Origin of the sequence: Mangrovihabitans endophyticus (assembly GCF_014646155.1) — a bacterium.
Lineage (GTDB): Bacteria > Actinomycetota > Actinomycetes > Mycobacteriales > Micromonosporaceae > Actinoplanes > Actinoplanes endophyticus.
The window spans coordinates 1-14,760 of the sequence record NZ_BMMX01000074.1 but is presented as its reverse complement, the minus strand read 5'-3'; the positions used below and the strand labels follow the sequence as shown (position 1 = coordinate 14,760).

At 72.1% G+C, this 14,760-nt stretch carries 10 protein-coding genes; 5 read left to right on the top strand and 5 right to left on the bottom strand.

Translation table 11 applies throughout. The features are described 5' to 3' along the window. Positions 1 to 84 precede the first annotated feature (84 nt). Complete coding sequence (locus IEY73_RS31680; RefSeq protein ID WP_189083033.1) at positions 85 to 558, top strand: ribose-5-phosphate isomerase; 474 nt, start codon at positions 85 to 87, stop codon at positions 556 to 558. 37 nt (positions 559 to 595) lie between these two features. Here the strand turns inward: IEY73_RS31680 and IEY73_RS31675 are convergent, their stop codons facing one another. Beyond that, positions 596 to 1,003 (bottom strand): hypothetical protein, encoded by a 408-nt coding sequence (locus tag IEY73_RS31675; protein ID WP_189083032.1) that lies wholly within the window; start codon positions 1,001 to 1,003, stop codon positions 596 to 598. 236 nt (positions 1,004 to 1,239) lie between these two features. On the opposite strand from IEY73_RS31675, the gene IEY73_RS31670 reads away from it, so the two are divergent. Then, complete coding sequence (locus IEY73_RS31670) at positions 1,240 to 1,908, top strand: DNA-directed RNA polymerase II (protein WP_189083031.1); 669 nt, start codon at positions 1,240 to 1,242, stop codon at positions 1,906 to 1,908. Positions 1,909 to 2,173: 265 nt separating this feature from the next. Then, complete coding sequence (locus IEY73_RS31665; RefSeq protein ID WP_189083030.1) at positions 2,174 to 2,317, top strand: hypothetical protein; 144 nt, start codon at positions 2,174 to 2,176, stop codon at positions 2,315 to 2,317. On the opposite strand, the gene IEY73_RS31660 is transcribed toward IEY73_RS31665, so the two are convergent. Genes IEY73_RS31660 through IEY73_RS31650 form a run of 3 tightly spaced genes read right to left on the bottom strand, consistent with a single transcriptional unit; the run spans position 2,311 to position 7,912 of the window. Further along, positions 2,311 to 2,640: a hypothetical protein gene (locus IEY73_RS31660; RefSeq protein ID WP_189083029.1), complete on the bottom strand. Its 330-nt coding sequence runs from the start codon at positions 2,638 to 2,640 to the stop codon at positions 2,311 to 2,313. The genes IEY73_RS31665 and IEY73_RS31660 overlap by 7 nt on opposite strands. Continuing rightward, on the bottom strand, positions 2,637 to 5,630 hold the full coding sequence (locus IEY73_RS31655; RefSeq protein WP_189083028.1) for an ATP-binding protein: 2,994 nt from the start codon (positions 5,628 to 5,630) through the stop codon (positions 2,637 to 2,639). The genes IEY73_RS31660 and IEY73_RS31655 overlap by 4 nt, the downstream gene beginning before the upstream one ends. Further along, complete coding sequence (locus tag IEY73_RS31650) at positions 5,627 to 7,912, bottom strand: hypothetical protein (RefSeq protein ID WP_189083027.1); 2,286 nt, start codon at positions 7,910 to 7,912, stop codon at positions 5,627 to 5,629. Before IEY73_RS31650 ends, IEY73_RS31655 begins: the two co-directional genes overlap by 4 nt. A gap of 481 nt (positions 7,913 to 8,393) precedes the next feature. Here IEY73_RS31650 and IEY73_RS31645 point away from each other — a divergent pair, with 481 nt between their 5' ends. Next, entirely contained in the window at positions 8,394 to 11,210 is a 2,817-nt protein-coding gene (locus IEY73_RS31645) for an AfsR/SARP family transcriptional regulator (protein ID WP_229716346.1), read from the top strand. Positions 11,211 to 11,222: 12 nt separating this feature from the next. On the opposite strand, the gene rph is transcribed toward IEY73_RS31645, so the two are convergent. Further along, entirely contained in the window at positions 11,223 to 14,027 is a 2,805-nt protein-coding gene (gene rph / locus IEY73_RS31640; protein ID WP_444543394.1) for a rifamycin-inactivating phosphotransferase, read from the bottom strand. 42 nt (positions 14,028 to 14,069) lie between these two features. Here rph and IEY73_RS31635 point away from each other — a divergent pair, with 42 nt between their 5' ends. After that, positions 14,070 to 14,381 (top strand): hypothetical protein, encoded by a 312-nt coding sequence (locus IEY73_RS31635; RefSeq protein WP_189083026.1) that lies wholly within the window; start codon positions 14,070 to 14,072, stop codon positions 14,379 to 14,381. Positions 14,382 to 14,760: the final 379 nt, after the last annotated feature.

Sequence of the window (14,760 nt, the reverse complement as noted above, 5' to 3'; positions counted from 1 at the left end):
ACGGGAGTGCTCGTCCGCCGGCGGCTACCTACCCACCAGGAGTCTGCCGGATGGCTTACTCCCAGAACCCATTAGGATGCGGCCATGCGCGTCTACCTGGGTTCTGACCACGCCGGTTACGAGCTGAAGAACCACATCGCCGAGCACCTGGCCAAGCAGGGACACGACGTCCTCGACGTGGGTCCGCACGTGTACGACCCGGAGGACGACTACCCGGCTTTCTGCCTCAACGCGGGCGCGCGCGTGGTCGCCGATCCGGGCAGCCTGGGCATCGTGATCGGCGGGTCGGGCAACGGCGAGCAGATCGCCGCCAACAAGGTCGCCGGGGTGCGGTCGGCGCTCGCCTGGTCGGCGGAGACCGCTCGCCTGGCGCGTGAGCACAACGACGCCAACGTGCTCGCCATCGGTGCGCGGCAGCACACCGCCGAGGTCGCCACCACGTTCGCCGAGACCTTCCTGGCCACACCGTTCAGCGGCAACCCGCGGCACGCCCGGCGCATCGCGCAACTGGCCGATTACGAGAGCACCCGCGAGCTGCCGCCGCTGCCGGCGAGCTGACTCCGGCGCCCCGGGCCCGCGGGTCGATGCCGGCGGGTCAGCGCCCGCGCGGCAGGCTCTCGCGGGGCACCCAGTTGCGCCGCACGATGGGGAGGTTCTCCTCGGCGTCCGCCAGATGCTCCGGTGTGGGCCGGGCGGCGTCCCGCGCGCGCAGCGCGGCACTCACGCTGACCTGCGAGGATCCCGAACCGACCAGGCCGCGCAGGCCGCGTTCGGCGTGTTCCTCGGCGGCCCGCCCCCGCGGGGTCCGAGCCGGTGCCGGTGCCGGTGCCGGTGCTGCCGGTGCCCCTGCCGCGGCCGGTTCCGGATCCGCGATCGGCGGCGTGGAGACGCCGTCGGTCACCGGGGTCGCGGCGGTGGGCGCATCGGTGGGCGCGTCGTCGGTCGTGGCCTTGGCCGCCGACGGGGTACGCAGGCGCCGCCGGCGGCGTTCGGTGTCACCCATGGCGCCGAACCTACCGCGCCGGTGCGCCGGTCGGACACGGCGCCGGTGCAGCCGGTCATGCGGGCGCCCCGGCGCGGCCCTCCCGGATCGGGATATCAGCGGCGTCCATGGCATTTGTGTATCGGACGGGGCGCGCGGCGGCGACCGATTTGTTGGGCCGTTACTCTCGATGAGGGGCCGCATGCGCCCTCGACGGGCACCAGCGCCGGGGCCCGTACGGTCGGGGAGGGAGCACGATGCCTGAGCAACCGCAGTGGTCCGAGCGGACGCTCGACATGCCGCCGCAGGATCCGTGGGCCGACCCGGCCACCGCGCCCGGCGCTTCGCCGGCCGGTTTTCCGCAGAGTGGTCCTGCGCAGCCGGCCACCGCGCCGGTTTCCGGTGGTTCGGGCTTTCCCGGTTCCGCCGCGCCGCAGCCCCACGGCGCGGTCCCGCAGTCACCGTTCAACCAGGGCCGGGCGCAGGTCACGCCGCATCCGCCGGGACAGCGTTTCGGTGCGGAGCACGAGCCCACCGGCACCGGCTGGCCCGGTGACGAGTCGCCGCACGCCGAGCGGCCCCCGCTGGCGTGGCGCATGCGGGAGCTGCGCCGCGGCGGCGAGTGGAGCAGCGCCGCGGCGTTGTTCGCCTTCGTCTGCTGGGGGATCTGGGCGTTGTCGACCGGCGATGACCTGACCACGCCGGTCGTCGTGTTCGTGCTCAGCCTGGTGGTGGCGGCGGGCCTGTTCGCGCTGTCCCGGGCGGTGGGCCGGCTGGTGTGGGAGAAGCAGTTCGGCCGCGTCCGCCGGACCGCGCGCGGCGCCCACATGGTGGCCGCGGTTTTTCTGGTCGGCGTCGGGATCGCCCATCTGCAGCAGACCCAGTGGGTGATGGACGCCTATCACTGGGTGGTCAGCACGTTCTGACGGAGCTTGGTCAGGATTTAAGGTTCATCTAATAGACCCGCGTCGAAGCCGGGCGCTACCGTCTGCAACGGATCACGGTGAGCCTCTGCCCGGGACGCAGGGGCCAACCGACGTATCGCCGTGCGGCGGGTTGCCGCTGCGCGAGATCGAGGCGTGCCAGGCGGGCCTCGACGGTGGCTGGTCGTGGATGGCGGTCCGCGACCAGCCACGGCACACCCCGCGGCGAGGTCTGCCCGGGGCCCCAGACCGGCGTACCCTGCCCGGCATGGCGTTCATCTGGATCTCGCTGCTGGTCATCTTCGCGGTCGTGATCGCGGTGACCCTGCTGGTCGGCCGGCACCCGGCACGCCGCCGTGACATGCCGCAGCGCGGCACCGGCCGACCGGACCAGTCACCTGACGTTCACTGATTGTCGGGTGCCTCGGGCGTGGGCGGCTCCGGGGTCTCGGGCGGCGTCATGGTGCCCAGGTCCGACTCGTCCGCCCCGCCGACGTGCTCGACGCCGGCCTCCTTCAGGTCCCCGCCGGCACCCCGCGCCTCGGCGAGGTAGTCGCCGTCCTCGGCGCTGTGCAGATCGTCGGATTCGGCGCCGTGCGGGTCCGACGTGTCCGGAGTCTCCAGGGTGCCCAGTTCGCTTTCCGGGACTTCGCCGCCGTACTCCACTCCCGAGTCGGTCAACTGCGCGCCGATCTCCCGGGCCTGTTGCAGGTAGTCCTTGTCCATGCCGCTCATCGCGTTCCCTCACTCCTCCTGTGTCGTTCCGCCGCCAGCGGCGCCCGATGCCGCAGCAGCAACCGCATCAGCGGGTCCAGCTCCGGGCGGTTGACGAACGCCCGGAGCAGATGGTCGAGGCCGGGCGCGAAAGCCAGGCCGTCGGCGTGCACGGCGCGTTCCAACGCGCCCGGCCGGCGCACCCCGAACAATGCCGCCGCCACGTCGTCACGGCCGTGCAGCACCGAGCTGAGCAGGGTGATCCGTTGTTCGCGGATGGTGGCTCCGTCGACGTAGTCCACGCCCCAGGACCGCCACCGGCCGGTTTCCGGATGCGCCGGGTCGTCGTCCGGATGCCGGGCCAGCTCGGCGCGCAGCGCGAGCCACTGGTGCGGGCGGCTGCGCCAGCGCGGGTCCGGCGCGGCGGCCGGGGCCGGGCCGGAGGCCAACGCCGCCCGGACATCCGCGGCCACGGCGGTGCACAGCGACTCGGCCGGGTAGGCGCCGAGGACCGGTCTCCGGGCGCGTACCGCCTGACCGACCAGCATGCCCACGGCGGCGTCGACGGCTGGTGCGCCGCTCGACCCGTCGGCCGCCGGTGTTCCGGTGCGAAACGGCGCCAGCAGTCGTTCGCGCCATCCGGAGTCCGGCCGTGGTCCGGCCCGGTGACTCAGATAGGCCGCGACGGTCAGCTCGCACAGCGTGATCAGCCGCCGATCCTGCGTACATTCGGCCGCCCACGCCAGGTCACGCTGGGTGAGTGCGCCGGGCTGGGCGACCGGGCCGAACCAGGACGGCAGCGGATCGGCCAGCGGCGCGGGATCGTGCGGCCGGGCGCCGGCCGTCTCCGGCACGTACGGGAAACGCACCAGCACCGGGGCGTCGTACCCGTCCGCGTGCACCGCGAACGTGCCCGCGGGAAGCGTCACCACCTCCCGCGACTGCTCCTCATCGAGGCCGATGGCCGCCCCGACCAGCGCGCGGTCGTCCGCCGCCGGGGTGCGGCCCATGCACTTGACCGCGGTGTTCTTCACCACGTCGGGTGCCAGCTTCGCCGGAATCTGTTCCGCCACGATCAGCGCCACGCCCTGACTGCGTACCTCGGCGAGCAGATCGGTGAAGCTGCCCACGGCGCGTGCCGCCGCGGCGCTCAGCCCGTCCGGGTTGCGCAGCAGGCGGTGCGCCTCCTCGACGCAGACCACGTTGCGTACGCCGCTCGCCGGATCGTCCCGATGCCGCAGGCGCACGGCCTGGCTGAGCCGGGACAGGAACAGCCCCATGAACATCGCCCGGTCGCCGTCGGTGCCCAGGTCCTGCAGTTCCAGCACCACGTTGCGGCGCAGCAGTCGGCGCATCGACAGCGGATAGCCGGCGCCGAACGCGGTCCGTTTGGTGCCGGTGGTGAGCGTGCCCAGCCGCATGTCCACGAACCCGTGCACGTTGCCCGCGACCTCCGGGCCGTACCCCTTGGCGTCGATCACCTGATGGCAGCAGCGCACCAGGTCCTCGATGTCCGCGTACGCCGGTTGTGCGCCCGCCGGGTAGCGGCCGGCCACCGCTCGCAGCGGTCGGCTCAACGCCGGATCCCATCCGGACTCCCGGACGGCCACGTCCACCGCCTGCGCGAGCACCTCCGGGAACGGCGACTCGGCGTCGAAGGCGGCCACCGTCAGGTCGACGAGCGCGTCCAGGTGGGCCTGGTAATGGGCGCCCGGCTCCGGAGCGAGCGGAGGCAGGCAGACACCGGTGGCGTCCGGGTCACCCGGCCGGATCACGTGCACCTCGGCCAGCGCCGGATCGGGCAACTCGTCGCGGATCCGGTCCAGGCGCTCCTGCATCCCGGTGGCGTATTCGCTCTTGGCCGGCTCCAGCACCACCCAGGGGATGCCCCGCCGGGACAGCTCGGTCAGCAGGTGCCGGGTCGTCTGGCTCTTGCCGGCGCCGGTCGCGCCGTGCACGAACGTGTGCAGTCCGAGGCTGCGCAGCGGCACGGTCAGGGTGCCCACCGGGCGCGAGGCGGCGTCCAGGACCTGACCGAACGGCACCTCGGCGTCCGGCTCGCCGGGGGCGGGCGCGGCGACGTCGAACGGGTTGGTGGCCCGTGCCGGAACACCGGGCACCTCGCGTACGGGCGGGCGGCACAGCGCGGCAAGCATCGGCCCGCCCGTCGTGAACGGCCCGGACAGCTCCGCCCCGGGCACCGCGTCGGTGCCGTGGGCGGCCGGGCCGGGATGGCTGGACGCCAGCGTGGCGCGCAGGTCGCCGACCACACCCACCGGCGCCAACCGGTACGGCACCGGGCCGTACGGGGCGGTGGCGGCCGACCACAACGCGGCGACCTGGCGCACGGTGTCCGCATCCGGGCCGCCGACCAGCGCGTGCACCCGCCACAATCCGGTGGCCGAGGCCGCCGTGTATTCCGCGAGCTGGGCCCGCAACTGCGCGACGGCCAGGTTCGCCGCACCGCGCTCCAACCGTTGCTCGGTGCCGAAGATCGCCGCGGTGACCCGGGAACGAGCGCGGTCGATGTCCGCGGCGCTCACCGGCAACGCGATGGTCAGCAGGTCGAACGCCCGATCGGCGAGGAACGAGGCGTGGTCCTCCAGCACCTCGGTGATCGCAGCTCCGTCCCCGTCCGGTGCCACCAGCGCGCCGAGCCGCATCCAGCAGGGTGTGGCGCCCAGCCGCGCCCCCAGCGCGTCGACCGCGCGGCCACATCGGACCGCCCGCGCTCCGGGCGGGAACACCAGGCCGCCGGGCCCGGCCCCGCCGTCCACCCAGGACGGGAAGCCGTGCGTGCCGCCGACGTGCACGGTGAACGGCCCGAACGGCTCGTGTGTCCAGTGCGCGAAGACCTTCGCCCCGAGCTGGTAGGCGGCCACCAGCGGGGCGGTGAGCTGGCCGAGCATGAGCTCGCGCGGCAACCGCGGGATCCGGTCCACCCGGAAGCAGTCCGCCTGCTCCCCGGCGTGGCCGAAGATCGCCTCCACCGGTCCCGCCGGCCCGGTCACCGCGGTGCGACCTCGATCTCGGCGGTCAACTCGTCCGGCAGCACCAGGTCGGCCTTGACGTCCACGAACCGTACGTCCTGGCCGCGCTTGATCAGCATGGTGAACGGCGGCAAGGCGCTGATCTCGGCGCCGTCCACCCGCCGCTCGTAGTCCACGTTGGTGGTCTCCGCGCCGCCTCCGGTGGTGGTGCGTCCCGTGGTGACGCTTTCCGCGCTGGACTCGCCCTCGGTCTCGGTGCGCCCGGTGCTGACCGTGGTGCCACTGCTCGACCCGTAGCTGTACGAACGCGATCCGCTGCCACCGCCCATCGGGTCCGAGCCGGTGCTGTGTGACGTCGAGGAGTTGTGGCTGCGGGTCTTGGCGTGCTGCCGGCTGGTCGCGACCGACCAGTTCCGCCCGCTGGTCAGCGCGCGGGACTCGGCGTCCGCGACCGACCAGGTGCTCTGGTACGACCGGACGCGGTCTCGCCACGCGCGGCCGAACAACTCGGCCAGCCGCTCGGCCGCCTGCTCACCGTGGCCGCCGAAGACGGCGATGTTGCGGCGTCCCAGGGCCATGTCCTCGACCGTGGGCACCAGCTCGGAGAACATCAGCACCAGGAGGATCCCGTGGCCGGTGGCGACCTCGGAAAGCTCGGTGAGCAGGTCCGGCGGCACGTGACCGGCGCCTACCACCGCGAGCGCCGCAGGCTTCGGCCCGTCCGCCTTGAGCAGCCGCAGGTGGTGCGAGACGAGCAGGGCGGTGCGCAGCTCGCGGTCCGCGCGGCCCAGGGTGTGCGGCACCACGGTCACGCCGGACGTCTTCTCCGCCGACCAATGCATCGGCCGGCCCGCTGGTGCCGCGTACGAGTCGTGCGGCAGCAGACTGGCCAGCTTGATCCGCAGATCCGTCCACACCGGATAGAAGTGCTGGCGGTCCTGCTGGCTGAAGCCCGCCCGGATGCGCTCCACCGTCTCGCCGGGCAGCGCGTCGGCCGGCATGTCCCCGCCCCGGTCCGCGGCCAGCCCGAAGTCGTCGTGGCCGTGCCCGCCGCCGACCGGCCCGGGACCGGCCAGGAGCGCATCCATCGCGTCGTGCAGGCGGCGCAGCGTCACACCGCCGGGAAGGTCCCGCAGGTGCCGCTCCACGCGGCGCAACGTGTCAAGCGTCTCCCGGCTGCGGGAGACCGCCCGGCCCTCGGCGTCCTGGGCCATCGCGTACGCCAGCACCTCGGCCAGCACCGACGACTGCCGCCCCGGGGTCGCGCCGAGCAGGTCCAGCATGTCCGTCAGGGCGGCCTCGTCATCGCCGCGCACCAGCCCCAGCGACTTGCCGTGCGCGCCCGTCTCCACCACCAGCCGGTCGGTCGCGCCGCGCCCCTCCAGGTCGATCGCCCAGACGCGCTGGCCGGTCGAGGAGGACGCCGCGCCCAGGTGGTGCACCAGGTCGCCGCGTTCCACCGGGCTGCCGCCAACGACGATGAGGTCGCGGATGTCCGGCGGGTCGACAAGCGTGAACGGCACATGTGCCGAGACCGCCTGCTGGTGTTCCTGCTGCCGTTGCGCATACTCGCGCTGCGCCCGGTCGAGCTCTTCACGGACCCGGCCGTCCAGGCCGCGCAGGGCGTCGCGGTGTGCCGCCGCGACCCGGCGCGCGTTGCGCCACATGGTGAGCGTGCCGGCTTCCGCCCGGCCCACCGCGCCGCGGTCGGTGTGGAAGACCGTCGGCCTGGTGAACAGCGCGAACAGGCCAACCGCCAGGGGCATCAGCACGAACGACAGGCCGAAGGTGACAAACGCCAGCACCAGCGCCAGGAACCAGAGCCCGAGCCCGAGCAGGAAGAACCGGGTGGTGGGACGGGTGAGGCGGCGCCGCCTCGACAGCACGGCCGCGGCGAACCAGGGGCCGAACAGCGCGATGAAGCCGGCCGTGGTCAGCGCCGCGGTGGGTTCCGACGGGTTGGCGGCGCTCTCCTGCGGCGTCTGAAAGAAGTCGCCCAGGTGCAGCCCGGACATGGCGAACGCGACGATCAGGAAGAGCCCGGACAGCGCCGCGAAGGCGCAGGCGACCACCGCCCACCGCACCACGGGAGCGAAGTAGCGCGCGTTGCCGACCGCGGCGTCGTGCTCGGCGGTGAGGCGCCCGCTCTCCTGGCGGACCCGGGCGTCGATCGCTGCCGGGTCCGGCGGCGGTTCCGACCATTGGGGCGCCGGCACCGGTTCGACGCCGAGCAGGCCGCGGCGCCAACCCAGCCAGCCGAGCGTGTCGGTATTCACCGGGGTGAGGTCGGTGACCGTTGACATGTTTCGTCTCTCCCACCCGATACGACCGTCGAGCACGCGAAGATCATCGCCATGCGTTCGTAGGACAACGCGGACGACGGTGCTAGTCAACGCCGCACCGGCGACCCGCAACCGCATATGACGAAATCGCATCCGGAGAGGCATCGGGGAGGGGATAATCGCCGGTCGATCGTGGCCGTTTGGATGATCGACTCGGCCCTCGACCCAGATCAGCGCCGTCCCAGGCCGAGGGCCGGACGCGTGGCTGGGTCACCCCCGAGAAAACTGACCCAACCACGCGCCGGCGTGCCGGTCACCGTGCAGCCGGGCTCTCGGCGGGCCTGCTCTGGCAGCCCTCCGCGCCCCGCACGGCGGCCCGCCGACAAGTCTGCATTCCGCGGTGCGGCACAGTGTTAACGAAAAGCTGTCGCGGGGCGGCCGGCGGTGTGTCGTACCCGAATACGATGGGCGGGCCGACCCGGTCGGCTGGCGGGAGGACCACGTGGAACTGCGGGTGCTCGGGCCCGTTGAACTGCATGCCGGGGACCGGATCTGGGAGGTCGGTCCGCCGCAGCGGCGGCATGTGCTGGCCGCTCTCGCGGTGGACGCCGGTCATCCGGTCTCCGTGGAGACCCTCATCGACCGGGTCTGGGACGACGACGCACCGCCCGGCGCGCGGCGCGCCCTGCAGGTCCACCTCAGCCACCTGCGCCGGCTGCTGGAGCGCGCCGGAGCGGGCGGCGCCGGGACGACCGCCCTGAACCGCCGGTCCGGCGGCTACCTCCTGCAGGTCGACCCGGACCGGATCGACCTGCACCGGTTCCGTGCCCTGGTGCGGGGCTCCCGGGCGCGCCCGGGAGCGGGCATCGCCTCGGCGGCGCCGCTGCGCGAAGCCCTGGCGCTGTGGCGCGGCACGCCGCTGTCCGGTCTCGGCGGAGCGTGGATCACCCGGATGCGGCAGACGTGGCAGCGCTGGCACGTGGAAGCCGCGGCGGCCTGGGCGGACGCCGAACTGGCAGACGGGAACCCCGGCGAGGTCATCGGGCCGCTGCTGGAACTGACCGGCGAATATCCGCTCGCCGAACCGCTCGCGGCGGCCCTGCTGCGGGCGTTGCACACGGTCGGCCGGTCCGCCGAAGCCCTCGATCACTACGCCGCGCTGCGCGCGCATCTCGCCCGCGAACTGGGCACCGACCCGGGTGCCGAGCTGCAAGCCGTGCACCAGGCGATCCTGCGCGGTGAAACCGGCCCACCCGCGGCCCGCCCCGGCGCCGTACCGGCGGTGGAACCTCCGACGCCGGCTCAGCTTCCCGCCGACGTGCCGGGATTCGCCGGCCGTGCCGGGCCGATGGCGCAGTTGGACAAGCTGCTCGACATCACCACCGGGTCCGGCACGGTCATCTCCGCCGTGTCCGGCACCGCCGGCGTCGGCAAGACCGCGCTCGCCGTGCATTGGGCCCGTACCGTCGCCCACCGGTTCCCGGACGGCCAGCTCTATGTGAACCTGCGTGGCTTCGACCCCTCCGGCCGAGTGATGGACCCGGCCGAGGCGGTACGCGGCTTCCTCGACGCGCTCGGCGTACCGCCGCACGGGATACCGCCCAGCGCCGACGCGCAAATCGCCCGCTATCGCGGCCTGGTCGCCGGCCGGCGGATGCTCATCGTGCTGGACAACGCCCGCGACGCCGAACAGGTCCGCCCGCTGCTACCCGGCACCCCCACCGCGCTGACCCTGGTGACCAGCCGCGACCGGCTCACCGGCCTGTTGGCCACCGACGGCGCGCATTCGCTCGTCCTCGACGTGCTGGCGGCCGACGAATCACACGACATGCTCGCGCGCCGCCTCGGCGGCGAACGCGTCGCCGAGGAATCCGACGCCGCCGCCCGGATCATCGCCGCGTGCGCCCGGTTGCCGCTCGCGTTGAGCATCGCGGCGGCCCGCGCGCAGCAGTCCGGGTTCCCGCTCGCCGCGCTCGCCGCCGAACTCGGCGCCGCCGGGCAGCGGCTCGGCGCGCTCGACGCAGGGGACCCGGTGAGCGACGTGCGGGCCGTCTTCTCCTGGTCGTACGCCACCCTCACCGCACCCGCCGCGCGGCTGTACCGGTTGCTGGGCCTGAACCCGGGACCGGACCTGTCCACCGCCGCAGCCGCCGCGCTGGCCGGCGTGCCCGTGCCCGCCGCCCGCGAACTGCTGCTGCGCCTGGTCCGCGCGAACCTGCTCGACGAACATCGCCCCGGTCGATACACCCAGCACGACCTGTTACGCGCGTACGCCGCCGAACTCGCCGCCGCCCACGACCCCGAGGACGCCCGGGACGCCGCGACCGGGCGGCTGCTGGCCTACTACACGCATTCCGCGTGCACCGCCAACTGGGTGCTGTACCCGACGCTGGAACCGATGGCCGTACCGCTGGAACCGGCGGCCGACGGCGCCGGGGCGGAGCATCCGGCCGACCGCCAGGCGGCGATGGACTGGCTCGCCGCCGAACACGCCAACCTCCTCGCCGTCGCCGGACACGCGGCACGCACCGGACGGGACGCGCGCGTCTGGCAGCTCGCCTGGGGGCTGGACACCTTCCACTATCGACAGTCGCACGGCAAGGACCAGGCCGCGGCGTGGCAAGCCGCCGTCGCCGCCGCCGATCATCTGGGCAATCTCGTCGCCCGGGCGTACGCCCACCGCCGGCTCGGCGAGGCCTGCCGGATGCTCGGCCAGCCGGCCGACGCGTACGCGCACGCCCAGCACGCGCTGCGTCTGTTCGCCGACCTGGGCGCCACATACGGTCAGGGGACCGTCCAACTCGATCTCTCCATGCTCGCCGAGCAGCAGGGTGACATCCCGCGGGCCCTCGGCCACGCCGAACAGGCCCTCGCGGTCGCCCGCGCCGGGGGCTACCAGCGCCTGCGGGCGCGTGCGCTGAACACCGTCGGCTGGTTCCACGCCCAGCTCGGCGACTACGACGCCGCACTGGCGCATTGCCAGGAGGGCCTGGACATGAACCTGCGGGTCGGCGACCTGGAAAGCACCGCCGCCACCCTGGACAGCATCGGATATGCGTACCGGCACCGCGGCGACTACGACCGGGCGATCGAGTCCTACCAGCGATCGGTCGCGCTCTTCGGCGAACTCGGATACACCGTGTCGGCGGCCGGCGCCTCCGCCGCCCTGGGTGACACCCATCTGGCGGCGGGGGACGCCGAGGCGGCCCGGTCGGCCTGGCAGCGCGCCTGGGAGGCCTTCGTCGAGTGCGGCCACGACGCGCCGGCCCGGGACGTACGCGACAAGCTGCGCAGCCTCGATCGAGACGTGCCGGTCTGAGCCGCCGCCCGCTCACCGCAGGATTTCGACGTACCCCCGCTGTCCATGGACGCGGATCCGCTGCCCGTCCGCGATCCGCCGGGTGGCCTCCGGCACGCCGACGACGGCCGGCAGGCCGTACTCCCGAGCGATCACCGCGCCGTGCGTCATCGGCCCGCCGACCTCCGTCACCAGGGCATTGACCGCGACGAACAGGGGCGTCCAACTGGGATCCGTGTAAGCCGTGACGAGGATGTCGCCCGGATTCAGATCGGCCTCCGACAGGTCCAGCACGACGCGTGCCCGTCCCTCGACCGTTCCGGCCGAGACCCCCAGGCCGACCAGAGCGTCGCCGGGTACGTCGTCGCGGTGGTACGACCCGTCGATAGCCTCGCCGTCCGACGTGAGCACGCGGGGCGCCGGGAGCGACTGGTGCACCCGGAACGCCTCCTTACGCCGGCCGATCAACTCCGGGTCCACCCGATTCGCGCGTACGGCCTGGTGGAACTCGGCGAAGGTGAGGTAAAAGACGTCGGTGCTCTCGGCGATAACCCCGGCGCTGACGAGACGTTCGGCCTCTCGCATCAGCGCCTGCTTGTAGACGAAGGAGCGGCAGATGATGCCGTACTTCGGATACTCCCGGTAGCCGATGAACGTCCGGACCCGGTCGATCATCCGCTTGACCTCGGCGGCCCGGCGCTCGCCGTCGGGCAGCGCCCGCACCTGCGCCAGCACCTCCGCCGCCTTCGCCTCGGCCGCCCGCCGTCCCCGCTCGAAGCGTTCCCGGGCGGCTCCCGGCGAGAAATTCCGGACGTTGTCCAGAATCAACGGCAGCAGCGTGGTCGGGCGTTCGCTCCACCGCGGCCGGGTGATGTCGATCTCGCCGGTGCACCGCATGCCGTACCGTTCGAGGTACGCCTCGATGGCATCCCGCGCCTCGGCGCCGCCGGGAAGCTTCGGCAACGCCTCCAGGAAACCCTCGTCCGCGGTACGCAGAAACGCGACAAGCTCCGGGTGCGGGCGGATCACGTCCGCCACGTCGAGCAGTGCCAGCCCCATCTCCGAGGTGACATTGCCGGGGGCGGACAGCGTGAGCGTGTCGGCCGCGTTCTTTTCGCCGAGCAACTCCCACAACGTGTCGTTGAGCCACCACGTGGCCTCGATCCCCGCCATGATCGCCTGCATGCTCAGCGGATCACCGAGCACCCGCCGGTGTTCGCCGAAGGCCGCCAGCAGGAAGTCGAACAACTCCGGCCCGGACACGTCCCGGATGTCGCGCCGCAGCGCGGCGATGGAGGTCTCGCTGCGCGCGATCAGATCCTCCACCAGGGACGGATCGGTCTCAATTTGGGCGGGGGCGCTGCGCTTGCCGGGGCCCTCCTCATCATCCGGGGACGGTTCCGGTTCGCGGGGGAGGAAATCCTCGCGGGCGAGGATCGTCTCCAGCGCGTCGCGGGTCAGCGGATCGGTTCTCCCCGCCATCTCCAGCAGCCCGGCGCGGCCCGCTCGCGTCGCCACATGTCGGGTGACGTCGACGAACAACCGTCCGCCCGCCTCATGCATCGGCGCCATCGCCGTCGACTGCCACAGGGAGAATCCCAACGGCTTCATCGCGTCGGTCATCATCTGCTGGTGACCGACGGAGAGGAAGACGCGATTCGTCGCCCGGTCGCCGACCTGCGGAACCGGAAACAGCGTCGTGATCGGCCGGCTCTGCACCATCTGGAATTGGTCGCCGACCAGGCACCACTCGATGTCCTGCGGACCGCCGAAATGCGCCTCGATCCGCCGTCCGAGCTGCGCGAGTCGCACCGCCTGCACATCCGTCAGCGCCGGCGTCCGCTGCCGGCCCGCGGCGATCGTTCGTTCCTCGGTCCCGCCGTCCGGCACACCCTCCAGAGTCCGATCCTTCAGCGCGATCGCCCGGCCGACGACCGCACCGCCGCGCACCTGGAACGTGTCCGCCCCCACCCGGCCGGAGACCATCAACTCGCCCAGACCGAAACCCGCCTCGATGGCGGCGACCTTCCGGTTTCCGGTGACAGGATCGGCCGTGAACAAGATCCCCGCCGCGTCCGGGAACACCATCCGCTGAACCACGACCGCCATCCGCACCGTACGGTCGTCGACCCCCGCACGCCGCCGGTACGTCACCGCTCGCTCGGTGAACAGCGAGGCCCAGCACCGGCTGACGTGCCGGAGAACCGCCGCCGCGCCCACCACGTTCAGATAGGTATCCTGCTGCCCGGCGAAGGAAGCGGTCGGCAGATCCTCCGCCGTGGCGCTCGACCGCACCGCGACACCCCCCTCGCCGAGCCGGCCGACCGCACCGGTGATCGCCGCCGCGAGATCCTCCGGGATGGCGATATTCTCGACGGCCCCGCGAATCTCCGCGCTGAGCGCGCGTATCGTCCCCCGGTCATCCGGATCGAGTCGCGACAGCCGATCGAGAAAATCATCAATGGACGGCACGCGGACAACAATTTCCCGGTACGCGTCCGTCGTCACGCAGAAACCGGACGGCACGTGGACACCCTCGATCCGCGACAGTTCCGCCAACCGCGCACCCTTGCCGCCGACCACCGCCGTCCGCGTCCCATCGACCTCACGCAGGTCCACCACGTACGTCCCGGTCATCGCGACACCCCAAGCCCCACCGAACCACCACACCTCGCGCGCACGCCAGGTCCCCATTTCGTAGCTTTCTGGTACGGCTGGCGATTCTGCAACAAGAACCGGGCCTTGCCGCAAGGCCGGGGGTGCGCTATAAGTTAAAGGTGGCAGGGAGAATCGACTCCTTGCCTTTTTGCTTCCGTGGCCGCATGTCGCATGTCGCACCAGACCGTCACCACTTGGCTCGAAGTGCGATGAACCACAGCGATGGAGAGGCGACGGCAGATCATCGCCCGCGAGAGCGGCATGGAGATGCCGGTGCCGTCACGAGGGCGATCCTTCTTAAAGCGGTTCGGCATCGCCTGGGGCGCCGCGTTATTGGTCCTGGCTGTAATCGGCGTCGTACTTGCCATCAGCGTCAACCAGGACAATGGGACACCGGCCAGCGAAGCCCAGGCCGACCCCGCAACGGCCCTGGAGTCGGCACAGGCGGCGTGCGCGACAGGTGTGGACTCCATCGGGGTCGAGACCGCTGACGGCGGAAACACCGGCATCGACGTCACCCTGCCCCTCGGCTGATGGGCGTTGCGAACCGAGATCTGCACTCAACCGGGGGCTGTGGAATGAGAGGCCTCTACGGGTTTCATTGTGATGCAGTGGATGCGCTACGAGTAACGTGCTCGTGTGTGGCTTGTCAGCAGATTTAGATCGGAGAAATTTGTGTTACGAACAGGACTGCGTCTGTATAAATGCTTTTAGGAATGATGGATTGGATGAGTTGCAGGGGAAGGTGCCACGGATATTTGTGCAAAGGTTACCGCCGGTGCCCGGGGTAATGGGGTCCAAATGTGTGTCGGGTGGGCGTGGGTGACCGACGCTTTTAGCCTCGATGATTCGCAGTTGATGGCTGCTCGTTCGGCCAGGCCGCTCTGATCGATCGATGTTGATGGGTGTGGCG